A 22,723-nucleotide genomic window follows, 5' to 3' on the forward strand; every position below is an offset into this window, starting at 1 on the left:
GACAAAACCGGTGCCTGTGGACAACTCCGTCCTCAATCGATCGTGTGGACGACAACTGGCCCGGAACGGATTGTCCCCGCTGCCCGATAGGTTGCCACCATGAGAGCGCACGCGTCGGTGATGCACCTCGACCTCGACGCGTTCTTCGCCTCGGTCGAGCAGCGCGACAAGCCGTCCCTGCGCGGCAAGCCTGTGGTCGTGGGCGGCATCAGCGGGCGCGGCGTGGTCAGCACCGCCTCCTACGAGGCCAGGACCTTCGGGGTTCGCTCGGCGATGTCGACACGCGAGGCCCGCGCGCTGTGCGGCCACGCCGCCTTCCTCTACCCGCGCTTCCACGCCTACAAGAAGGTCAGCGAGCAGGTCTTCGGGATCCTGCGTGACCTGTCCCCGCTGGTCGAGCCGCTCTCGCTCGACGAGGCCTTCGTGGATCTCGCCGCGGCCGACCTGCCCGACCTCGAGGTCGAGACGGTCACCGAGACCGCCGCCCGGATCCGCGCCGAGGTCGCCGAGGTCACCGGCGGTCTGACCGCGAGCGTCGGCCTCGCCAGCTCGAAGTTCATCGCCAAGATCGCCAGCGACCTGGACAAGCCCGACGGCCTGGTCGTGGTCGCGCCCGACACCGAGCTCGACCTGCTCCGCCCGATGAACGTCAAGGTGATCCCGGGCGTCGGCCCGGCCACCGCCGAGCGCCTGCGCCGGGCCGGCATCCACACCGTGGCCGATCTGGAGCAGGTCAGCGTCGAGGAGCTCGTACGCCTCGTGGGCAAGTCCCACGGCACCAACCTCTACAAGCTGGCCCGTGCCCAGGACGACCGGCGCGTCGAGCCCGAGCGCGAGACCAAGTCGGTCAGCGTGGAGGGCACCTACGACACCGACCTGACGGACCGGCCGCTGATGGAGCAGATCCTCACCCGGCAGGCCACGGAGGTCGCCGCCCGCCTGAAGAAGAACGGGCTCTCGGGCCGCACGATCACGATCAAGGTCAGGCTCTACGACTTCACCACGATCAACCGCTCCGCGACCCTGCCAGCGCCCACCGACCAGGCCGGCACCATCGCCCGCCTGGCCAGGACCCTGCTCGGCGAGCTGTTCACCGCGGGCGAGACGGCCGGCGGCGTACGCCTTCTCGGGGTCGGCGTCTCCGGTCTCGCCGACTGGATCCAGGAAGACCTCTTCGGCGACGACGCCGAGGACGACACCGAGCCCGAGCTCCCACTGCCCGAGCCCGCACGGCGTCCCACCTGGGCGGCCGGGATGGACGTGGTCCACACGGAGATGGGCCGCGGCTGGGTCTGGGGATCGGGGCGAGGCGTGGTGACCGTGCGCTTCGAGACCGCCGAGACTCCCGCCGGCCCGGTGAGGTCCTACGCCACCGACGACCCCGACCTGCAGCCCTACACCGAGTCCTGAGCCCTCTCCCCCGGCCTGGGATCCCGCCGTCGTGGCCGGTGGTGCGCTATTGCGCCGAGCGACCCGGGTGTGCGATAGCGCGATGCGATGCGCCAGGCGCGCCGGTGCTGCGGTCGGGCGTTCGAGGGTCGCGAGGATAGGGTCTCGTTCATGTCTGCAGACCGCTCCTCGATGCCCTGGCCGATCGCTCCCAAGAAGCCCTCGTCGAAGCAGTTCCACGGCCTGACCCGGACCGACGACTACGAGTGGCTCCGCGACAAGGAGAACCCCGAGGTCATCTCCTACATCGAGGCCGAGAACGCCTACACCAAGGAGCAGACCGACCACTTGGCCGACCTGCGCTCGCAGATCTTCGAGGAGATCAAGGCGCGCACGCTCGAGACCGACCTGAGCGTCCCGACGCGCTCGCGCGGCTACTGGTACTACGGCCGCAGCTTCGAGGGGAAGCAGTACGGCGCGAGCTGCCGGGTCGAGGTCGCCGACCCCGACGACTGGACTCCCCCGACCCCGGCCGACGTCACCCACGACCAGCCGGCCCTCCCCGGTGAGGAGGTGCTGCTCGATCTGGACGCACTCGCCGAGGGCCACGACTTCTTCAGCCTCGGCGGCTCCTCCGTCAGCCCGTCGACCACGCTGCTCGCCTACGCGACCGACGTGACCGGCGACGAGCGCTACACCGTACGCGTCAAGGACCTCACCACCGGCGAGCTGCTGACCGACGAGCTCACCAACGTCCACGGCGGCGCCACCTGGGACCGTGACTCCGCCAACCTCTACTACACGACCGCGGACGAGTCCTGGCGCGCCGACAAGATCTGGCGCCACCGCCTCGGCACCAGCCAGGACGAGGACGAGCTGGTCTTCCACGAGACCGACGACCGGTTCTGGGTCGGCGTGGGACGCACCAAGTCCGACCGGTTCATGTTCATCGGGACGGCCGCGAAGATCACCGCCGAGTACCGCTTCCTCGACCTCGACGACCCCGACGCCGGCTGGCAGGTCTTCGCCGCCCGCGAGGAGGGTGTCGAGTACTCGGTTGAGCACGCCACCATCGCGGGCGAGGACGTCTTCCTCGTCACCCACAACGCCTCGGGCCCCGACTTCGAGATCGCCACCGCGCCGGTCGCGCCGACCCCGCGCTCCGAGTGGCGGCCGCTGATCGCCCACACCCCCGGCGTACGCCTGGAGGACGTGGACGCCTTCGCCGGCCACCTGGTCGTGCACCAGCGCAGCGAGGGCCTGACCCAGCTCCGCATCCTGGAGCTCGGCGTGGACGGCGTGGCCGACGACTACCTGGTGAAGTTCGACGACGAGCTCTACACCATCGGCTCCGGCTCCAACCCGACCTTCGAGACCCCCGTCGTGCGGCTCGGCTACACCACGATGCGCACCCCGGCCTCCGTCTACGACTACGACGTACGCAGCCGCGAGCTGACCCTGCGCAAGCAGGCCCCGGTGCTCGGTGGCTACGACCGCGACGACTACGAGGAGCACCGGCTGTGGGCGACGGCCGAGGACGGCGTACGCGTGCCGATCTCGATCGTGGCCAAGAAGGGGCTGCACGAGCAGGGCCCGATCCCGGTGCTGCTCTACGCCTACGGCTCCTACGAGGCCAGCATGGACCCCTACTTCTCGATCGCGCGGCTGAGCCTGCTGGACCGCGGGATCGGGTTCGCGATCGCCCACATCCGTGGTGGTGGCGAGATGGGCCGGGCCTGGTACGACGACGGCAAGATGCTGAAGAAGCAGAACACCTTCTCCGACTACATCGCCTGTGCGCGCCACCTCGCCGAGTCGGGCTGGTCGACGCCGTCCACGATCATCGCGGAGGGTGGCTCCGCCGGCGGGCTGCTGATGGGCGCGGTCGCCAACCAGGCGCCCGACGCCGTGGGCGCCGTCGTCGCGGCCGTCCCGTTCGTGGACGCGCTGACCACGATGCTCGACGCGACGCTGCCGCTGACGGTGACCGAGTACGACGAATGGGGCAACCCGGAGGCCGACAAGGAGATCTACGACTACATGTCCTCCTACGACCCCTACACGAACGTCACCGCACAGCACTACCCGCCGATCCTGGCCGAGACCAGCATCAACGACACCCGGGTGCTCTACGTCGAGCCGGCGAAATGGGTCGCCAAGCTGCGCGCGACGGCCGAGAATCCGGGTGACGTACTGCTGAAGACGGAGATGGCGGCCGGACACGGTGGGGTCTCGGGGCGCTACAAGGCGTGGGAGGACCGGGCGTTCAGCCTCGCCTGGATGATCGACCAGGTGACCTCTTCGTAGGCCGTGTCTCTCGAAGACACGGCGGCCGCGAGCGGCGTTTCGGGCCGATCTGGCAAGGCGGCGCTGCGAAGGCAGCCTGGAGGCTTTCGAGCGGCGCCAACGCAGCCAGATCGGATGCGAAACGTCGCGTAGCGGGCGTGGATTCGGGAGACACGGCCTGGGCATATCTGCGGGGATCTCGGGGTACTCCATGAGAAACCCCTGAGATTCACCTCGCGATGCAACTTATCGCCTGCCGCGTACGTCGAACCGGACAAGAGATCGAAGACGGATTCGATGACAAGGCGCTCTACCAGGGAACACCTGGGAGGGGCGAAGCGTTGAAACCACCGTGAGGCCACAAACCTCACCGTGAGGAGGTTCCCATGGCGACACGCACCGCAACCGCCACCCGAGAGATCGAGGGGCGTGACAGCGTCGGGCTGTATCTCGACGAGATCGCCCGCAACGAGCTCCTGGATGCTGCCAAAGAGGTTGAGCTGTCCAAGGCGATCGAGGCCGGCCTGATGGCCGAGCATCTCCTGGCCGAGGGCCGCGTAGGCCGCAAGAAGGCACCCGGTGGAGCCACCCGAGCGGAGCTGGAGTGGCTGGCCGAGGAGGGTCACCGCGCCACCCGCGAGTTCATCAACGCCAACCTGCGTCTGGTGGTGTCGATCGCACGGAAGTACGGTCGCGCCCAGATGCCGATGCTGGACCTGATCCAGGAAGGCAATACCGGCCTGATCCGGGCCGTTGAGAAGTTCGACTACACCAAGGGCTACAAGTTCTCGACGTACGCCACCTGGTGGGTGCGTCAGGCGATCACCCGTGGCATCGCCCAGCAGGCGCGCGTGGTCCGGCTCCCGGTCCACGTCGTCGAGGAGCTCAACCAGGTCGGCGGCGCCCGCCGCACCCTGGAGCGTCAGCTCGGCCGTGACCCGGAGCCGGAGGAGATCGCCGCCGAGCTCGGTATGGACATCGACCGCGTCCTCGACCTGCTCTCCTGGGGTCGTGACCACGTCTCGCTCGACACCCCGATCGACGAGGACGGCGACACCTCCCTGGGTGACCTGATGGCCCAGGAGTCGGCGCCGTCGCCCGACATGGACGTCATCGACGTCGAGTCGCGTGAGCGGCTCAACTCGCTGGTCGGCCAGCTCGACGAGCGCTCTGCCGACATCGTCCGCTCCCGCTACGGCCTCACCGACGGCCGTCAGCACAAGCTCGCCGACATCGGCGTCAAGCACGGCATCTCCGCCGAGCGCGTGCGCCAGCTCGAGCGCGAGGCCCTGCAGAAGCTCCGCCGCTTCGCAGATCCCGACCTGGCGGCGTAGCCGACAGGTCGGAGATCGGGGCGGCAGACGCCCAAGATTCGGCGCTCCTCGTAAGAGGGGCGCCGAATCTGTAGTTGTGGCGGGCGAGAATGCAGTTGTGGGCGACGAATGTGGAGTCTCGTCGCCCACAACTACCGATTCGACTCGCCACAACTACGGTTTCGGCGGTCAGTAGCCGCCGGGCGGCGGAGCCATCTCCAGACGTACGCCGATGAGGCGGACCGGGCGGTCCTTCTCGACCCGCTCCAGGAGCGCCTCGGCCTCGTCCGCGAGGCGGTCGGGGTCGAGGGTGGGCTCGGGGAGCTTGTGGCCGCGGGTGACGGTGAAGAACGGCTTGAACCGCACCTTGATCTCGACCCGGATGACCGGGCGGCCCTCCTTGACCACGTCCGCGAGGCACTCGGCGCACAGGCGGCGGGTGGCGGCCACGATGTCGGGCCACTCGACGAGGTCCTGCTGGAAGGTCTCCTCGTGGCCGTGGCCACGGGCGACCCACGGCGAGGGGTCCACCGGGCTGGTGTCGGCGCCGCGGCCGAGCCTGCGCAGCCAGGGACCGGTCGTCGGGCCGATCTCGGCGGCCAGCCGCTCGGCCGAGGCCGCGCCCAGGTCGGCGACCGTCTCGATCCCGAGCCGGGCGAGCCGCTTGGCGGTCTTCGCCCCGATCCCCCACAGCGCGTCGGTGGGACGGTGGCCCATCTCGGCGGCCCAGGTCTCATGGGTGATCCGGTAGACGCCGGTCCCCCGCAGCTGTCCGTCCGGTCCGGGCTCGTGACCGCCCGCACCGGCCTCTCGCGCGACCGCACCGTCGACCCGCTGCTTGGCGAACCCGGTGGCGAGCTTCGCCTGCAGCTTGTTGTCGCCGACACCGACCCCGCTGCGCAGTCGGGTGCGCTCGAGCACGAGGTGGCGTACGTCCTGGGCGAAGGCCACCGGATCCCCCAGGCCGCCGTGGCCGGGGCCGGGGCCGAGGAAGGCCTCGTCCCAGCCGAGGACCTGGACGAGGACGGGTACGCCGCCCCACTCCAGCGATCGCAGCGTGTCCATGACGCCCGCCGAGGCCTCGTCGTAGGCGGTGTGGTCGACCGGCAGCAGCACGGCGTCGGGACACTTCCGCACCGCCAGCCGCAGCGGCATCCCGGAGCCGACCCCGTGCGCCCGCGCCTCGTAGGACGCCGTCGAGACGACTGCCCGCTCGGTCGGGTCCCCACGACCGCCCACGATCACCGGCTTCCCGGCGAGCTCGGGCCGCCGCAGCACCTCCACCGCCGCGATGAACTGGTCCAGGTCGACGTGCAGCACGACGCTCATGCGTCGATGGTGCCACGAACGCACCAGCGAGGGCGTCAGCCTTCGGAGGCCACCTCGGAGAGCGCCGCAGAGGCCTTCTCCGCCTGCTCGCGTACGTCACCGGGCACCGGCACCGCTCCGGCGGTGCGCTGCTGCCACAGCTGCATGGCGACGACCTTCGCCGCCGCCTGCTCGACGCGACCGCGATCGAGACGGCCGGAACGCAGCGCCTTGACCACGCTGCGGTGGGCGGCCTTGGAGTTGGCCGGCATCAGCAGGAGGTCGGCGCCGGCCTCCAGGGCCGCGACCGAGGGCTTCTTCGTGGTGGTCGTCACCGCGCCCATCCCCAGCGAGTCGGTGACGGCAATGCCGGTGAAGTCGAGGTCGTCGCGGAGCAGGTCGTAGATCGGCGCGGCCATGCTGGCCGGCTTCCCGGGAGCCACCGCCTTGACGTCGACATGGCTGATCATGACCGCCGGGGCCCCGGCATCGACCGCGGCGTCGAACGGCACCAGGTCGCGGCGCTCGAGCTTCTTCATCCCGAAGTCGAGCTCCTGGAGCCCGAGGTGGGTGTCGCCGGTGACGGCTCCGTGACCCGGGAAGTGCTTGGTCGTGGAGACCAGACCGGCCTCGTTGTAGCCCTGCACCGCGGCGGAGACCGCCGTGGCTGCCACCCGGGGCTTCTCGCTCGGCGAGCGCGACCCGATCGTCGGGTCGGCCGCGCCGACGGTCACGTCGGCGACCGGCGCGAAGGCCCAGGTGAAGCCCAGGTCGCGCAGCTCGAGCGCCGTCGTACGCGCCGCCTCGGTCGTCGCCGCGATGCCCTTGCGCGGCTTCGCCTCGATGGCGTCACCCGTGCGCGCGAACTCCGGGAACTCGGTGGCCACGCCGCGCAGGTGGGAGACGACGCCACCCTCCTGGTCGACGCCGATCACCGCGGGGAACGTACGGCCGTCGGCCGCCACCGCGCGGGAGACCGCCGCGGTCGTCTCGCGCACCTGCGCCTCGTCGACGACGTTCTCGCCGGTCACGCTGACGCCGGCGAGATGGAGCTTGCGCACCATCTTCGCGGCCTTGGCCGGGTCGGTGCCGTGGTAGCGGCCGACGATCACCTGTCCGGCGAGCTGCTTCTCGTCCCAGCCCGCGACCAGCTCACGAGCGGTCGCGAGCTCTCCGCGCGTCGGACCCCAGCCCAGGGGCGTGGTGTCCTTCTTCGGGTCGGTCTTCGTGGTGGCAGCAGCCGGCCTGTTCGGCTCGTCCTCGACCCTCGTCGGCATGCCGACGGTCACCGCCGCCGCGCCAGCGCCGGCCGCCAGGGCCAGCACCGCCCCCGCGATCACCGGTCGCACCCAACGCCTCGGACGACGCTGCTGATCCTCTGATTCGGTGTGCTTGCCCCCAGTCACGCGGCCGAGTATGTCAGCAACCCCCGCCTATCTCACGAACTGGCGAGGGCGTCGTAGATCTCCTCCACCCGCTTGCGCAGGTCCTCGAGGGTGCCGGTGTTGTCGATGACGTACGTCGCGACCGCGAGCCGATCCTCACGACTGGCCTGCGCGGCGATGCGGGCGCGGGCGTCGGCCTCGGTCATCCCGCGCGCGACCGCGCGCTCGACCTGGGTCTCGACCGGCACGTCGACGACGATCACCTCGTCGAAGAACGGCGCGTAGCCGACCTCGACCAGCAGCGGGATGTCGTTGACGACCAGCCTCCCCGCCGCCCGCGCGGTCTCCTCGAGCTCCGCGGAGCGCGCCCCGACCAGCGGGTGCACGATCGCGTTGAGCCGCTCGCGGGCGCTCTCGTCGGCGAAGACGATCTCGCCCACCTTGGCGCGGTCCAGCTCCCCGGACTCGGTCAGCACCGACGGCCCGAACTCCTCGACGACGGCCGCGAGGCCGGGCGTGCCCGGCTCGACGACCTCACGGGCGATCTTGTCCGAGTCGACGATCACCGCCCCGAACCCGGCCAGCAGCTCCGACACCGTGCTCTTCCCCGAGGCGATCCCGCCGGTGAGTCCTACGCGCATGGCGTCAACCTACTAGGCGCTGGCCGGCTCCCCGCAGGCGAACCGGCGCCGGTAGGCCTGGGGCGAGAGACCTCGCACCCGGGTGAAGTGGTGGCGCAGGGCCGCGGCGTTGCCGAAGCCGACCTCACCCGCGATCCACTCCACCGACCGCTCGGTGCGCTCCAGCAGCTCCTCGGCACGGCGGACCCGCTGGGCGGTGATCCAGGCATAGGGCGTGGCCCCGGTCTCGGCGCGGAACCGTCGCGCGAACGTACGCGGCGACATCAGCACCTGCCGGGCGAGCGAGTCCACGTCGAGCTCCTCGTGGAGATGGGACGAGATCCAGGCCAGCAGGGGTCCCAGCGTCTCAGCGTCGGGCTCGGGGACCGGGTGGGAGATGAACTGCGCCTGTCCCCCGTCACGCTGCGGCGGCACGACCATCCGACGGGCGACGGCGGAGGCGACCGCGGCGCCGTACTCCTGGCGCCAGATGTGCAGAGCGGCGTCGAGCACCGAGGCGGTGCCGGCGCTGGTGACGATCTGGCCGGTGTCGACGTAGAGCACCTCGGGGACGACCCGGGACTCCGGGAACCGGCGCTGCAGCTCGGTGGCGTACTTCCAGTGGGTGGTGCACTCGATCCCGTCGAGCAGGCCCGCCTCCCCCAGCGCGAAGGCGCCGGAGCAGGCGGTGAGGAACCGGGCCCCGCGGGCGTGCGCGCGCAGCAGCGCGTCCTTCACCTCCACGGGAAGGGTGCCGCTGGGACCGCCGAACGCGGGGATGGCGATCAGGTCGGCCTCCTCGAGGCGCTCCAGGCCGTTGGGTGCCTCGACCTTGAACCCGAGGTTGGTGCGCACCATCCCGGCCGTCGGCGCACACACGGCGAAGTCGAGGTAGGGCACCCCGTCGTCGCGGCGGTCGATGGCGAAAGCCTCGCAGACCGCACCGAACTCGAAGGGGGCGACACCGTCCCAGATCACCGCAGCGACGTTCCTAAGCACCTCAGAAGGGTGCCAGTTGGCAGGAAATCGCGCAACTTAGGCATTTCTGCCAATGTGGCAGGAATACCTGGTAGCGAAGAATTACTGCCATGACCACCGCACTGATCCTCCTCGCACTGTTCGCCCTCGCCACCTACGCCACCTTCGCCGTCGTCCACGGCGACCGCCCCAAGGCCGCGCCCCGGTCCCACGCCATCGACCCGGCCTTCGAACCCCGCAGCAGCCTGCCTGCCGCCAGGTGGCCCTAAAAGGCGAATGCCCGGCCCCTCGAAAGGGGCCGGGCATTCGTGCGTTTTCAGAGCATCAGCTCAGAAGCTCACGCGTTCACTGACCGCCGGTCAGCTTCTCGCGGAGAGCCTGGAGCGCCTCGTCGGAGGCGAGGGAGCCGCCCTCGTCCTCGGAGACGGTCTCGTCGACCGAGCCACCCGAGGAGTAGGAGGTGGCCTCGCCGGCCTCGGCAGCCTTCTCGGCGGCCTCCTGCTGCTGCTTGATGTGGGCCTCCCAGCGAGCGTGGGCCTGAGCGTACTGCTCCTCCCACTTCGCGCGCTGCTCGTCGTAGCCCTCGAGCCACTCGCCCGTCTCCGGGTCGAAGCCCTCGGGGTAGATGTAGTTGCCCTGGTCGTCGTAGGTCGCCGGCATGCCGTAGAGGGTCGGGTCGAACTCCTCGACGTCGGTCGAGGTGACCGTCTCGTTGGCCTGCTTGAGCGAGAGCGAGATCCGGCGACGCTCGAGGTCGATGTCGATGATCTTGACCATGACGTCGTCGTTGACCTGGACGACCTGCTCGGGGATCTCCACGTGGCGCTCGGCCAGCTCGGAGATGTGCACGAGGCCCTCGATGCCCTCCTCGACACGGACGAACGAACCGAACGGCACCAGCTTGGTGACCTTACCCGGGACGATCTGGCCGATCTGGTGGGTGCGGGCGAAGTGCTGCCACGGGTCCTCCTGCGTCGCCTTCAGCGACAGGGAGACACGCTCGCGGTCCATGTCCACGTCGAGAACCTCGACGGTGACCTCGTCACCGACGGTGACGACCTCGGACGGGTGGTCGATGTGCTTCCAGGACAGCTCGGAGACGTGGACGAGACCGTCGACGCCGCCCAGGTCCACGAACGCACCGAAGTTGACGATCGAGGAGACGACACCCTTGCGGATCTGACCCTTCTGGAGCTGGGTCAGGAAGCCGTGGCGAACCTCGGACTGGGTCTGCTCGAGCCAGGCACGGCGCGACAGGACCACGTTGTTGCGGTTCTTGTCGAGCTCGATGATCTTGGCCTCGAGGGTCTGGCCGACGTACGGCTGCAGGTCGCGGACGCGACGCATCTCGACGAGGGAGGCGGGGAGGAAGCCACGCAGGCCGATGTCCAGGATGAGACCACCCTTGACGACCTCGATGACCGCGCCCTCGACGACGCCGTCCTCCTCCTTGACCTGCTCGATCGTGCCCCAGGCGCGCTCGTACTGCGCGCGCTTCTTGGACAGGATCAGGCGGCCTTCCTTGTCCTCCTTCTGGAGCACCAGGGCCTCGACCTTGTCGCCGACCTCGACAACCTCGGACGGGTCGACGTCGTGCTTGATCGAGAGCTCGCGCGACGGGATGACACCTTCGGTCTTGTAACCGATGTCGAGCAGGACCTCGTCCCGGTCGACCTTGACGATGACACCGTCCACGATGTCGCCGTCGTTGAAGTACTTGATGGTCTCGTCGATCGCGGCGAGGAAGTCCTCTTCCGACCCGATGTCGTTGATCGCGACCTGAGGCGCGTCGTAGTCAGGAAGAGGAATGTTGAGCGTGCTCGTCATAAGGGAGGTGGTTTCCTTGGGTGGACAGATATCGTCGGGTCACACACATCTGGAGTCTCGGGTCGGCAGCCCCTCGCCGGCACCAGCACAAACAGGCTTCGTCGCCCGGTGTGAACCGGCTGTCGAGGTAGCAGGCCAAGGTCCACTAGGTCCGGGACCCGGGCAGACTTCAGACGCAGTTTCCAAGCCTACGCTCCAGTCACAGGCTCCGTCCAACTGTCGGCGTCACCTCGCGGGGCATACGCTGTGGGGGTGGACCAAGCCATCACCCCGGTCGTCCGGCCGGAGGCGCCCATCGATCCCTTCGGCGCGATCGAAACCATCGACACCACCGGCCCGGTCGTCAGAGCCGAACGGCGTACGGTCGGCGAAGCCGAGTCACGCCGCGCCAACGGCCCCGACTGGGACAGGTACGCCGACGAGTACCAGGCGACCCACGGACCCTTCCTCGGCGAGGCCGGGTTCGTCTGGGGCCCCGAGGGCCTGACCGAGGCCGATCTAGGCGTCCTCGGCGACGTCGGCGGCAAGGACGTGCTCGAGCTCGGCTCCGGTGCCTGTCAGTGCTCGCGGTGGGTGAACATCCAGGGCGGGCGCGCGATCGGCCTGGACCTGTCCGGCCGCCAGCTCCAGCACTCGCGGCGCCTCGACGAGCAGACCGGTGTCGCCGTGCCCGCGGTGCAGGCCACCGCGACCGACCTGCCCTTCGCCGACGGCTCCTTCGACATCGTCTTCTGCTCCTTCGGCGCGCTGCAGTTCGTCAGCGACATCGCCCACGCGATCGCCGAGACCGCCCGCGTCCTGCGGCCCGGCGGCCGCTTCGCCTTCTCGATCACCCACCCGACACGGTGGATGTTCCCCGACGACCCCGGCCCCGAGGGCCTCATCGCCGCGCAGTCCTACTGGGACCGCACCCCCTACGTCGAGGTCGACGACGAGACCGGCAAGGTGTCGTACGTCGAGCACCACCGCACCCTCGGCGACTGGGTCTCGCTGCTGGCCGGCGCCGGGTTCCGGATCACCGACCTGGTCGAGCCGGAGTGGCCCGAGGACCACGAGCGCATCTGGGGCGGCTGGTCGCGGACCCGGGGGCTGCTGACCCCCGGCACCGCGATCTTCGGTGCGGATCTGGCGAGCTAGACACCGGCGGCCGCACCCCACCGAAATCGAGCGCGGGCCCGAAGGCCATCAGCCTTCGAGCCCGCGAACGTCGGTTCCGGTGTGCGGTGAGCCTCAGGCATCCACCAGCGTGCGGTCGTCGGCGGCGGCGTGGGAGCCACCGTTGGGCTTGCGGCCGCGCACCGTCAGCCACAGGCCGACCAGCAGGAGGATCAGGCCGGCTACGACGCCGCCGACGGGGATCCAGGTGCCGATCAGCTTGAGCTGGGCGATGTTGTCCTTGGCGTCCTGGGCGTTGTTGGACACCGTCTCGTCGGAGTAGCTCATGTCGGCGTCGATCAGCACCATGCCGCTGCTGGTGACCATCTTCTGGGTCGCGCTCTGGTCGATGTAGGACCCGGTGGTCGGCTCGACGTAGATCGTCTGGGTGGCCTCGTAGGAGCCACGGACGTCGTCGTCGGTGTCGGGCTCGCCGTCCTCGCCCTTGGACAGGATCTCGTCGTCGGAGGAGGCGGAGACCTCGAACTGGTAGGTCTTCACACCCTCGATCTCGACGTCGTCGACGTAGGTGGCGATGACGGTCGTGCCGAGCGTGTCGTCCCAGTACTCGTAGTCGTGGCGCTCGGTCTCGAACGGGAACTTGCCCGCCAGGCCGGTCATGCCCTCGACGGCGCGGTCCTCACCGACGTACTTGGCCTGGTCCTCGACGACCTCGGAGGACTTGCGGTCCATGGCGTAGGCGCGTTCGGTCGTGATCACGACGCGGTCGTCGTCCTCAGCACGGGCGCACGGAGGCGTCTCGCCCTCCTGGATCATGATGCAGCCGGCCTCGACGAAGACGACGACGTCGTCGGTCGACTCCTTCGGCGCCGCCTCGGTGGTCCGGGTGTACCTCACCGGAACCGGGGTGTCGGACTTGGCCAGCGCGCCGCTGGCGGTGCCGTCCAGGACGGTCGTGGTGTTCACGTTGAGCGGCACGGTCGCCGCGGCGTCCCTGCCCCAGAAGCCGGCTACTGCGGCGGCGACCAGCGCGAACGCGCCGACCAGCAAGAAGACGTAACCAATCACTCTTCGCATGTTTCTGCCCCTCCCAAGGCCTCAGTTCCCCCCTCGATCCGCGAACCGTAGCAGCAATACCCGGCCAGGTGTGCAACGGGTCACAAACTGCTGTGCGACACTTCCTCTTCGTGTCCTCCTCCCACCCCACGACCACCGCTGCCGGGCACACCGGCGGGCCCGCTGACGCGCCCGCTGCCGACGGCGTGCTGGCGACTCCCAGACATGTCGTCACGGCCGCGCTCGCCCTGATCGTGGCCCAGCTGGCCTTCCGCGCCTGGGCACTGAGCGGTTCGTGGTACCGCTTCGACGACGCCAACTTCATGTCGAAGCTGATGTCGGACGGGCTCTCGGCCGACCTGCTCTTCCACGGCTTCGCCGGCCACCTCATGCCCGGCGCGTTCGCGCTGACGGCCTGGAACTTCTCGCTCGACCCGTACGCCTGGGTCTACCCGGCCGTCGAGCTGCTGGTGCTGCAGGCGGTGGCGAGCCTCGGCGCGCTGGTGTTCCTCTGCTCCGCGTTCGGCCCGCGGCGCGGGATCCTGCCGCCGCTGGCCCTGTTCCTGTTCTCCTCGATCAGCCTGCCGGCGTTCCTGTCCTGGGGCCCCGGCATCACCCAGCTGCCGTTCCTCGCCGCGATCTTCTGGGGGTCGTGGGCACACCTCAACTACCTGCGTACGCGGCGGTTCCGCTGGGCCCTGCTGACCATGGTCATCACCCTGGCCGCGATCGCCTTCGGCGAGAAGGCGATGCTGGTGTTCTGGCCCTACGCCGTGCTGGCGCTGGGCTGGTTCGCCACCGGCGACATCCTGACCCGGCTGCGCACCGTCTTGACCCGCTACCTACCCGGCGTGCTGCTCTACGGGGTCGTCTCGATCGGCTCCGTGGTCGCCTACCTCGTCCTCGGCGCCGGCTCCTCGGAGGCCTCGGGCAGCTCGGACGCCAACGGGTTCGCGCTGGTCGCGCAGCGGTTCCTGTTCGAGTCGTGGGCGCCGGGCGTGGTCGGCGGCCCGCTGCGCTGGACCTGGCTGGAGGGCAACTCGGCGGGCTGGGCCGAGCCCGGGGCGGTGGTCTCGGTGCTCGCGGTCGGCGTGCTGGCGCTGCTGACCTACGAGCTCGCCCGGACCCGCTCGATCGCGCTGCGGGCCTGGTGGCTCGTGGGCGGCATCCTCGTCGTCGACATCGCGCTGATCACCGCCATCCGGGCAGGCGCCGTCGGCGCCGACATCGCGCTCGCCTACCGCTATCTCACCGACACGATCGCCGTCACCGCGATGGCGCTCGCGCTGGCCACGCTGCCGCTGCGCGGGGCGGTGGAGACGCTGGCTCCGACGCGTACCTCGCCGTTCCTGGACGTGCCCAAGCGGGTGGCGGTCGCCACCGCGGTCGTCGCGGCGCTGGGGCTCTTCTCGTCCTACTCCTACGCCCAGGGCTGGCACGACGACGACAACACCCGGCGCTACATCGAGACGGTTCAAGCCGACCTGGCCGATGTCGACGAGCCGCTGCCGATGGCCGACGGGCCGGTGCCCGGGTGGATGATCTGGGGCGCCTCCTACCCCTACAACCAGGTGAGCCGGGTGCTGCGCCCGCTCGGGGACAAGATGGCATTTCCGCGGGCCAGCACCGATCATCTCTACATGGTCGACGACAAGGGGCACATCCGTCCTGCCGCCGTCGACCCCGAGCGGCGCTCCATCGGGGCCGTCGATGCGAGCCCGAGCCCGGACCAGTGCCCGCTGCGGGTGCGGCAGACGCCGCTCGAGGTGGGTCTGGACGGCGGCGTCGCCGGTGCCGGGTGGTGGGTCCGGATCGCCTACGCCGCGGGCGCCGAGGACGTCGGCCGGATGCGGGTGACGGCCGGCGACCACTCCTACGACGTCGATATCGAGCCCGGCTACCGCAGCCTCTACGTACGGACCGGTGAGGGCCGGTTCGACTCCATCGGGTTCCAGAGCCTGACGCCTGGGTCGAAGCCGTGCCTGGGCGGCATCGAGGTCGGCGAGGTGGTTCCGTTCGGCGACCCGATCTCGGGCGCCGAGGAAGGTGACTGATGGACCGCCGCTTCCTCACCCTCGACGCCCTGCGCGCGGTCGGCGCGCTGATGGTGGTGCTCACCCACGTCGGGTTCCAGACCGGCCGCTACCCGCGTGGCTGGACCGGGGCGATGCTCGCCCACCTGGACCTCGGCGTGGCGATCTTCTTCGTGATCTCCGGGTTTCTGCTGGCCAGGCCGTGGTTCGCGGCCAGCGCCGCGGGAACTCCCCCGCCGAGCACGGGCCGCTATCTGTGGAAGCGCGCGCTGCGGATCCTGCCGCTCTACTGGGTCGTGGTGATCGTCTGCCTGCTCGCCGCCCCCGCGAACTCCGACGTCGGTCTCGGCGGCTGGCTCTCCAATCTGACCCTGACCCAGATCTACACCCAGGACTCCCACGCCTACGGCCTGGCGCACATGTGGAGCCTGTGCACCGAGGTCGCCTTCTACCTCGCGCTGCCGCTGGTGGTGCGGCTGCTGACGCCCCGCGACCGCTTGGACGTACGGCGCGTGCTGGTCGTCTCGCTGCTGCTCTCGGTCGGCGGCGTGGTGTTCGCGGCCGGCGCCCGGAGCTGGTTCGAGCAGCCGCTCGCGGCCGAGTGGCTGCCGGCCTACCTGCCGTGGTTCCTGGCCGGCACCGCGCTCGCGGCGTGCTCGGTCGACCCGGGCATGCGGGCGCGGCTGGATGGCGCGGCCCGCGACCTGGCCGGCTGGTGGCTGCTGGCGCTGGGGCTCTTCGTCGCGGCCTGCACGCCGATCACCGGCCCGACGGGTCTCGTGGATGCGCCGACGCCGGCCGAGTCGGCGCTCAAGTGCGTGCTCTACGGCGCGGTCGCGGTGTGCGTGATGTTCCCGCTGGTCTTCGGGCCCGAGCTCGAGGGCCCGGTGCGCCGCTGGCTGGCAAGCCCGGTGCCCAGCGCCCTGGGCGAGATCTCCTACGGCATCTTCTCGATCCACATGTTCGTGCTGCTGATGGGCATGGAGGTCCTCGGCTTCGAGGTCTTCGCCGACCGCTTCTGGACCGTCCTCGGTATGACTCTCGTGGTCACGATCCCGATCGCGGCGCTCTCCTACGGCTTGTTCGAGCGCCGGGTGATGCGGCTGCGCAACTGGCGCCCGCCGGCGCTGAGGCCCTCGCGCAAGGATGTCTCCTCCGAGCGTGGTCCCGCGGAGGCGGAGGCCGCCGCGAGCACGACGGCGGCCAGCGAGAGCGCCTGAGCCGTCCAGGCCGGCGGGTCCCACGGCAGGTCCCAGGCGGTCGGGAGGATCTCGACGGCGAGGGCGCCGGCGAGCAGTGCGGCCCCGGAGCCGATGGCCAGGAGGCGTACGACCGCTGGCCGGCGGCCGGTCAGGCGCGGCAGCAGCCAGGCCACCACGGCGGCCAGCGCACCCCACCAGCCGGCGAGCAGACCGGCGACGAGGACCAGCAGCCCGCCGTCGTACCACCGCCACGGCGCGGCCACGGGGAACAGCTCGAGGCTGGGCGGGGTGCCGCGTCGGCGCCATGAGGTCACCAGCGCGAGCGCCAGGACCAGCGCCGCGCCGCCCGCACCGGCGAGCAGCCCGGCACGGTAGGTGCCCTCGGGGGCGAAGCCGAAACGTACCTCTCCCTCGGCTCCGGCGGGCACGATCCAGCCCTGCTGCCAGCCGTCGACCCGCTGGGCGCGCAGGGTCTCGCCGTCCAGGGTGGCGGTGGCGCCGGGGTTGATGTTCTGCGGGAGGACGAGGACGCGGTCGTAGGTCTCCGCGGAGACGGTCGCCGAGACCGCGGCGTCGCGCTCGTCCCGCTCGACCTCGACCGCGACCGGCGGCTCGGCGTCGGCGATCACCTCGGCACTGAGCTCGAGGCTGTCGAACCGAAGCGCGCCACCTGCCGAAGCGGAGCCCGAGGCGATCGGGGCCGGGTCGGCGAGCAGCGTGTTCTCGCCGGCGGCCAGGGTGATCGGCGCCGTGTCGCAGACCCTCAGCGAGGCCTCGCCGCCGCGCAGCAGATCGGCGAGCGACCCGTTGACCGAGGTACGCAGCAGCCGGTCGCCCACCCGGATGTGAGGCCCGTCGGCACAGCCCGCCTGGAGCCTGCCGTCGCCGAGCGCACGGCCGTTGACCTGCAGCTCGGAGATGCCGGCGGGCAGCTCGGTGGCGTCGGCCAGGCTCGAGGGTTGGTCGTAGGCGGGGTCGGTCTCGGTGATCCGGATCCGGAGGCGGTCGGTGCGCCAGCCGGCGGGGACGGCGACGTCGCCGTCCTCGCCGACCTCGCGGGTGACGGTGCGCTTGGGCCGGCGCAGATCGGTGATCTCGACCTCGGTGGGGATGCTGACCGGGGCGGCCTCGTTCACGAGGAGCCGCAGCGACCGGATCCGCTGCCGTTCGGGCAGCCGGAGGGTCACCGCGGCCGGGTCGGTCGACGGCGCGCGCCACGAGGTGCCGTCGTCGCCGTCGATCATCGCGAGCGCCGACTGGGCGATGTCGCCCCGGCTCGGCGCGGTGATGTCGACACCGGTGAGGGCGGCGGCGGCCTCGGCATAGGCGTCGTCGCGGCGCAGCGACACCGTGCCGCTGACGCGGAAGGACTGTCCTCGGGTCAGCGTGACCAGGCGGTCGAGGTTGTCACCATCGTCTCCGGTATCGGCCAGGAACGGCTCGCAGTAGAGCACCCTGTCCTGATCGATGCAGCCGCTGCGGTCGGTGTCGCGGCTGAGCCGGATCTTGCGGATCGTGGAGTCCTTCGGCGGCTGCGGCAGCGCGACCAGGCGCTGCGCCTCGACGCCCTCGATGTCGAGCTCGCTGATCCCCCAGGGACCGTAGGCGGTGGCACCACGGGCGGTGATGGTGAGGTTGCGCGCACTGAACCCGGTGAGGTCGTACGTCGCCTCCGCCCCCGGCTGCGGCGCGAAGACCTTGCGCATCTGGGCGCCGGCGACGAGCTCGAGCCGCTCCACCCCGACGACGTTGTCGGGCAGCCTGATGGTGACCCTGCCGAGGTCGGTCTCGTCCTCGAACCGCACCCGGAGCCAGGCTCCCTCGGGGCTGTGTCCCCAGCCGGTCTCGGTGCGCCATGCGGTGTCGGGGTCGCCGTCGAGGGCGGCCGAGGGTGCCCGGCCGCGGTCGACCGGGACGTCGCTCGGGGTCGCCGCGGAGCTGGAGGCCTCGACGGCCTCGACGCCGCGCCAGACCATGGTGCTCTGCCACCGCTCCTGGTTCTTCAGGTAGCGGTGGAAGCTCTCGGGCTGGTCGGAGTCGACGCCCTCCTCGGCGGTGCGGGTCGAGGAGGAGTTGGCGCGGACACCGGAGAAGATGGTCGTACGCCGCCGCTGCCCGTCGGTCAGGATGACGTCGGGCCTCTCCCCGGCCGCGTCCTCCTTCGACCGGAGGTCGTCGGCGGTCAGCACGGCCTGGGCGCCGCTGGCGGGCTCGCCGGGGTCGCCCATCACGGTCGTCCGGGCGGGGATCAGGGTCGCGCCGGGAGCGGCGTCTTCGACCCGGTAGATCTCGATCGGCGGGTACTCCCCCGCCAGTCCACCGTCGACGAGCACCCGGGTGCCGTCCTCGCGGTGGTAGGTGGTGTTGCCGAAGTCTGCGCCGAACCTCGCCTCCCGGGTCAGGCCGGGCGACTGGTCGAGGGTGGCGTGCACCAGGGAGGGCGGCGGGGCGCCGGTCGTGCCCCAGTGCAGGTCGTTGCGCACCAGCAGCCGGGTGACGCCGGCCTTGGCCAGCATCGGCGCGAGGTCCGCGCTCGGGGTGCCGCGCTCGAGCTCCTCGGTGACCCGGTCGAGCCAGACGACGTTGCCGGGCTCGGCCAGCGGCACCACGCCGCGTACGGCCCAGCGGGAGTCGGCGTAGGGCTGCAGGACCTCGTCGTGGGTGCTGCCCCACAGGTAGTCGCCGAACCGGGCGGCCGGGAGCACCAGGGTGACGCCACCGTCGTCGTTCTCGGAGAGGTGGTCGGCGGCGTCGGTCCAGAAGCCCGGCACGTTCTCGATCGACCCCGGCGGCGGGACCTGACCACGCACCCAGGGCACGGCGAGACCGGCCAGCGAGGCGGCCACGGCGATGACGAACACCGTCCGCAGCCACTGCGCGGCCTTGGTGCTCGTCCCCGAGGCACGCGCCAGACCGGCCCGGAAGAGGATGGTCTCGACGGCGAGCACGACACCGGCCGCGAGACCGAGGCGGAGCACGGCGTCGTACTTGTGGCTGTTGCGGACCGCGGCCAGGGCACCGTCGACGAGGTCCTGGCGGGCCTCGGCGCCCCAGCCGGCCAGCGCGCCGGTGTAGCCGATCCCGACGAGGACGACGCCGGCCAGCACACAGCCGATGAGGAACCGGCTCTCCGGGTGGCGGCGGGCCCGGCCCACCCCGGCCAGCCCGGCGAGCCCGATGGCGACGACGGCGGCCGCGTCGAGGACCAGGTAGGGCGTGGCGTGCAGGCTCTGCCCGGCCGGGTAGTAGATCGGGTCGGCGTAGGCGACCCAGTCGGAGGTGCCGAGCAGCGTCGGCAGCAGGCCGGTGGTCGAGGCGGTCACCGCCGCGGTCTCGATGTAGTCGAGGAACGGCGGGATGTAGCGGCCCTGGAGGACCAGCGGGATGGTCCACCACAGGGTGGCGAGGACGGTGAACACGCCCCACAGGACGAGGACGGCGAACCGCCGCATCCCGGTGCGGGTCAGCAGGAAGACCACGCCCGGGACCAGCACGGCCGAGACCGCGGTCGCGTTGACGCCGCCCGCGCAGGCGACCGCGAGGGCGGCCAGCGCGCTCCAGCGCAGGAGGTCCTTCGTGGTGGTGGTGCCGCTGGCCCGGATGACGGCGAGCAGCACCCACGGCGCCACCGCGGTCGGCCACAGCTCGACGGAGTTGGCGCCGAGGATGGTCATCACGCGCGGCGTCAGGACGTACGCGGCGGCACCCGCGACCTGCGCCCACGGCCGCCCCAGCTGCAGCTCCCGGGCGACCATCAGGACTCCCAGGAAGGCCAGGTTGAGCAGCAGCGCCCACCACAGCCGCTGGATCACCCACTCCGGCAGCTGGGCCAGCTGGCCCAGGCCGTAGAAGGGCCCCATCGGCCACACGTAGCCGATGGCCTGGTTCTGCACCTGGCCGAAGGCGCCCTGGGCGTCCCACATGTTCAGCGCCCGGGCCAGGAAGGCCCACGGGTCGGCGCTGAGGTCGAACTTGGTGTCCGCGACGATCCGGCCCGGGGCCTGGGTGAACGTGATCGCGGTCAGGATCGCGACGTACGCCGAGATCCGCAGAGGGGATGTAGCCGAAGGAGGGCTCACGTCTTGCGCAGCACGAGCAGGAGGTTCCATGAGAGCACCTCCCTCACCACCGGGACCCGCATCAGCCACGCCGCCCACGCAGGGTGGTAGCGCGGAACCGCAGCCAGGATCTCGGCGTTGCCCGCCTTGCGCTGGGCGCGCGCCCAGCGCAGCCCGGCGGCGGCGGTCGCCGCGTACATCGACTCTCCGAACTTGTTCTTGGGCTCGTGGCCGTGCTTGCGCTGGTAGCGCCGCCGCGCGTAGCGACCGCCGAGCAGGTGCCACGGGCTGGTCTCGTGGCCGCCCCACGGACCCCACCACAGCGTGTAGGAGCAGAAGACGACGCCGCCGGGCTTGGTGACCCGGAGCATCTCGTCGAGCATCGCGGTCGGGGTCGGCACGTGCTCGAGCACGTTGGAGGAGTAGCAGGCGTCGACCGAGCCGGTGCGGACCGGGAGCCGCATCCCGTCGCCGAGCATGCTGCCCTCGGCGACGATCCCGGCACCCTGCATCTCACCGGCGTCGGCATCGAGCGCCAGGTAGGTCGCGCCCGCGCTCATGAACGCGTCGCGGAAGTAGCCCGGGCCACCGCCGACGTCCAGCAGGACGGTGCCCTCGAGAGTCTCGCCATCGGTGTAGTGGGCCAGCTGACCGACCGAGTCGGCCGCCAGCGCGGTGTAGAAACGTGCCGGGTCGGTCTGCTCCACGCGGAAGTCGCTGAAGAGACGCACGGAGCGCCGCAGGGTCGCCTTCCAGCCGTTGCCGGCCGGGGCGTCGCGCTGGGGGTCCAGAAGGTTCGGCACGGCGGGAACCCTAACCGATTACCCCAGAGGGTGTGCATTTGGTCACGAAATGTCCTACTCTCCAGTAACTGCGTGACCCCTGGGGAGGGAGCACTCAGCAGCGGGGAACTGCGAGATCCAGGGGAGCACTGTATTTTGCGCGCCAACGAGCGAGCGCAGCTGAACGGCGGCCATGTCGCCGTGTTCAGCTGGCGTGATTCTGACAACCCAGAAGCCGGTGGGGCCGAGCACTACCTCCACCAGATCACCGCCGGACTGGTCGACGCCGGGGCGCGGGTGACCGTCTTCACCGCGGCCTACCCGGGCGCCCGTGCCCGCGAGGAGCGCGACGGCGTCCGCTACGTACGCCGCGGCGGCAAGCTCAGCATCTACCTGTGGGGCGTGCTGCTGCTGGCGCTGGGCCGGCTGGGCCCGATCGGCCGCGTCGACGCGGTCATCGACGTGCAGAACGGTCTCCCGTTCTTCACCCCGCTCGGCACGCGGGCACCGGTCACCGTCCTCGTCCACCACGTCCACCGCGAGCAGTGGCCGGTGGTCTACCCCGGGCTGTCCGGGCGGATCGGCTGGTGGGTCGAGTCGTGGCTCGCGCCGCGGCTCTACCGTCGCAAGCAGTACGTCGCGGTCTCCCGTGCCACCCGGGCCGAGCTGGCGACGCTCGGCGTCGACCCCGCCCGGGTCGCCGTCGTCCACAACGGTGCCGCGCCCGCGCTGAGCGACCGGCCGGCCAAGACCGAGCACCCCTCCATCTGCGTCGTCGGGCGGCTGGTGCCGCACAAGCGGGTCGAGCTCGCGGTCGACGCGGTGGTGGCGCTGCGGGCGACCTACCCCGACCTGAGGCTGACCATCGTGGGCGGTGGCTGGTGGGCCGACGAGCTGGCTGCGTACGTCTCCCGGGTGGGGGCCGGGGACTTCGTCGAGATGCTGGGGCACGTCGACGAGGAGACCAAGGAGGCGGTCTACGAGCGGTCCTGGCTGATGGCGCTGCCCTCGCTGAAGGAGGGCTGGGGCCTGGTGATCACCGAGGCCGCCCAGCACGGCACCCCGACGGTCGCGTTCCGCGATGCCGGCGGGACGACGGAGTCGATCGACGACGGCGAGTCCGGGGTACTGGTCGAGGACCAGGCCGGCTTCGTGGCCGCGCTCGACCACCTGCTCGGTGACGAGATCCGCCGCAAGGAGCTGGCCGAGGGTGCTCGCTGGCACGCCCGCAAGCACACCTGGGAGCAGAGCCAGCTCAACTTCAACGCCGTGCTCGCCTCGGCGCTGCAGGGGCACGTGGTCGGCGCGGACTGACCATCGAGACGGAGAAGACGGAGAAGGGCCCGGCGGATAACCGCCGGGCCCTTTCG

Annotated in this window: 15 protein-coding genes and 1 pseudogene; 8 read left to right on the forward strand and 8 right to left on the reverse strand. The window is 70.9% G+C overall.

Translation table 11 applies throughout. The features are described from left to right. Nucleotides 1-99: 99 nt before the first annotated feature. The 3 genes from OG984_RS10150 to OG984_RS10160 all read left to right on the forward strand — a co-directional run bounded on the left by OG984_RS10150 (nt 100) and on the right by OG984_RS10160 (nt 5,009). Nucleotides 100-1,410, forward strand: a complete 1,311-nt coding sequence (locus tag OG984_RS10150; protein ID WP_328531469.1) for a DNA polymerase IV — start codon at nt 100-102, stop codon at nt 1,408-1,410. 171 nt (nt 1,411-1,581) lie between these two features. After that, nucleotides 1,582-3,696: a S9 family peptidase gene (locus OG984_RS10155; RefSeq protein WP_442941004.1), complete on the forward strand. Its 2,115-nt coding sequence runs from the start codon at nt 1,582-1,584 to the stop codon at nt 3,694-3,696. Between the two features lie 365 nt (nt 3,697-4,061). Further along, nucleotides 4,062-5,009, forward strand: a complete 948-nt coding sequence (locus OG984_RS10160) for a sigma-70 family RNA polymerase sigma factor (RefSeq protein ID WP_008361835.1) — start codon at nt 4,062-4,064, stop codon at nt 5,007-5,009. A gap of 168 nt (nt 5,010-5,177) precedes the next feature. On the opposite strand, the gene OG984_RS10165 is transcribed toward OG984_RS10160, so the two are convergent. Genes OG984_RS10165 through OG984_RS10180 form a run of 4 tightly spaced genes read right to left on the reverse strand, consistent with a single transcriptional unit; the run spans nt 5,178 to nt 9,300 of the window. Next, nucleotides 5,178-6,317 carry a DNA polymerase IV gene (locus tag OG984_RS10165; protein WP_328531471.1) on the reverse strand — a complete coding sequence of 380 codons (1,140 nt, stop codon included), beginning with the start codon at nt 6,315-6,317 and terminating at the stop codon, nt 5,178-5,180. Between the two features lie 35 nt (nt 6,318-6,352). Beyond that, nucleotides 6,353-7,702 (reverse strand): glycoside hydrolase family 3 N-terminal domain-containing protein, encoded by a 1,350-nt coding sequence (locus tag OG984_RS10170; RefSeq protein ID WP_328531472.1) that lies wholly within the window; start codon nt 7,700-7,702, stop codon nt 6,353-6,355. Between the two features lie 32 nt (nt 7,703-7,734). Continuing rightward, nucleotides 7,735-8,322: a dephospho-CoA kinase gene (gene coaE, locus OG984_RS10175; protein WP_328531473.1), complete on the reverse strand. Its 588-nt coding sequence runs from the start codon at nt 8,320-8,322 to the stop codon at nt 7,735-7,737. A 12-nt stretch (nt 8,323-8,334) separates the two neighbouring features. Continuing rightward, entirely contained in the window at nt 8,335-9,300 is a 966-nt protein-coding gene (locus tag OG984_RS10180) for a helix-turn-helix domain-containing protein (protein ID WP_328531474.1), read from the reverse strand. 89 nt (nt 9,301-9,389) lie between these two features. Here OG984_RS10180 and OG984_RS10185 point away from each other — a divergent pair, with 89 nt between their 5' ends. After that, nucleotides 9,390-9,548: a hypothetical protein gene (locus OG984_RS10185; protein ID WP_328531475.1), complete on the forward strand. Its 159-nt coding sequence runs from the start codon at nt 9,390-9,392 to the stop codon at nt 9,546-9,548. A gap of 76 nt (nt 9,549-9,624) precedes the next feature. Here OG984_RS10185 and rpsA read toward each other — a convergent pair whose 3' ends face one another. Continuing rightward, complete coding sequence (rpsA, locus tag OG984_RS10190; RefSeq protein WP_008361841.1) at nt 9,625-11,106, reverse strand: 30S ribosomal protein S1; 1,482 nt, start codon at nt 11,104-11,106, stop codon at nt 9,625-9,627. 252 nt (nt 11,107-11,358) lie between these two features. Between rpsA and OG984_RS10195 the strand changes: the two genes are divergently transcribed. Next, complete coding sequence (locus OG984_RS10195; RefSeq protein ID WP_328531476.1) at nt 11,359-12,243, forward strand: class I SAM-dependent methyltransferase; 885 nt, start codon at nt 11,359-11,361, stop codon at nt 12,241-12,243. Between the two features lie 93 nt (nt 12,244-12,336). On the opposite strand, the gene OG984_RS10200 is transcribed toward OG984_RS10195, so the two are convergent. Further along, entirely contained in the window at nt 12,337-13,299 is a 963-nt protein-coding gene (locus OG984_RS10200) for a porin PorA family protein (protein ID WP_328531477.1), read from the reverse strand. A gap of 110 nt (nt 13,300-13,409) precedes the next feature. On the opposite strand from OG984_RS10200, the gene OG984_RS10205 reads away from it, so the two are divergent. Together OG984_RS10205 and OG984_RS10210 are read left to right on the forward strand one after the other, a co-directional pair. Then, nucleotides 13,410-15,332, forward strand: coding sequence for a hypothetical protein (locus OG984_RS10205; protein ID WP_328531478.1), 1,923 nt, complete (start codon nt 13,410-13,412; stop codon nt 15,330-15,332). Continuing rightward, nucleotides 15,332-16,531, forward strand: a complete 1,200-nt coding sequence (locus OG984_RS10210; protein WP_328531479.1) for an acyltransferase family protein — start codon at nt 15,332-15,334, stop codon at nt 16,529-16,531. The genes OG984_RS10205 and OG984_RS10210 overlap by 1 nt, the downstream gene beginning before the upstream one ends. An 887-nt stretch (nt 16,532-17,418) precedes the next feature. On the opposite strand, the pseudogene OG984_RS29520 reads toward OG984_RS10210, so the two are convergent. Further along, nucleotides 17,419-20,622: pseudogene (locus tag OG984_RS29520) on the reverse strand (alpha-(1->3)-arabinofuranosyltransferase domain-containing protein); the annotation flags it as partial. Further along, entirely contained in the window at nt 20,589-21,374 is a 786-nt protein-coding gene (locus OG984_RS10220) for a class I SAM-dependent methyltransferase (RefSeq protein WP_328531480.1), read from the reverse strand. The pseudogene OG984_RS29520 and the gene OG984_RS10220, both read right to left, overlap by 34 nt. Nucleotides 21,375-21,509: 135 nt before the next feature. On the opposite strand from OG984_RS10220, the gene OG984_RS10225 reads away from it, so the two are divergent. Next, nucleotides 21,510-22,667: a glycosyltransferase family 4 protein gene (locus tag OG984_RS10225; protein ID WP_328531481.1), complete on the forward strand. Its 1,158-nt coding sequence runs from the start codon at nt 21,510-21,512 to the stop codon at nt 22,665-22,667. Nucleotides 22,668-22,723 lie beyond the last annotated feature (56 nt).

It is taken from the genome of Nocardioides sp. NBC_00368, assembly GCF_036090055.1.
Lineage (GTDB): Bacteria > Actinomycetota > Actinomycetes > Propionibacteriales > Nocardioidaceae > Nocardioides.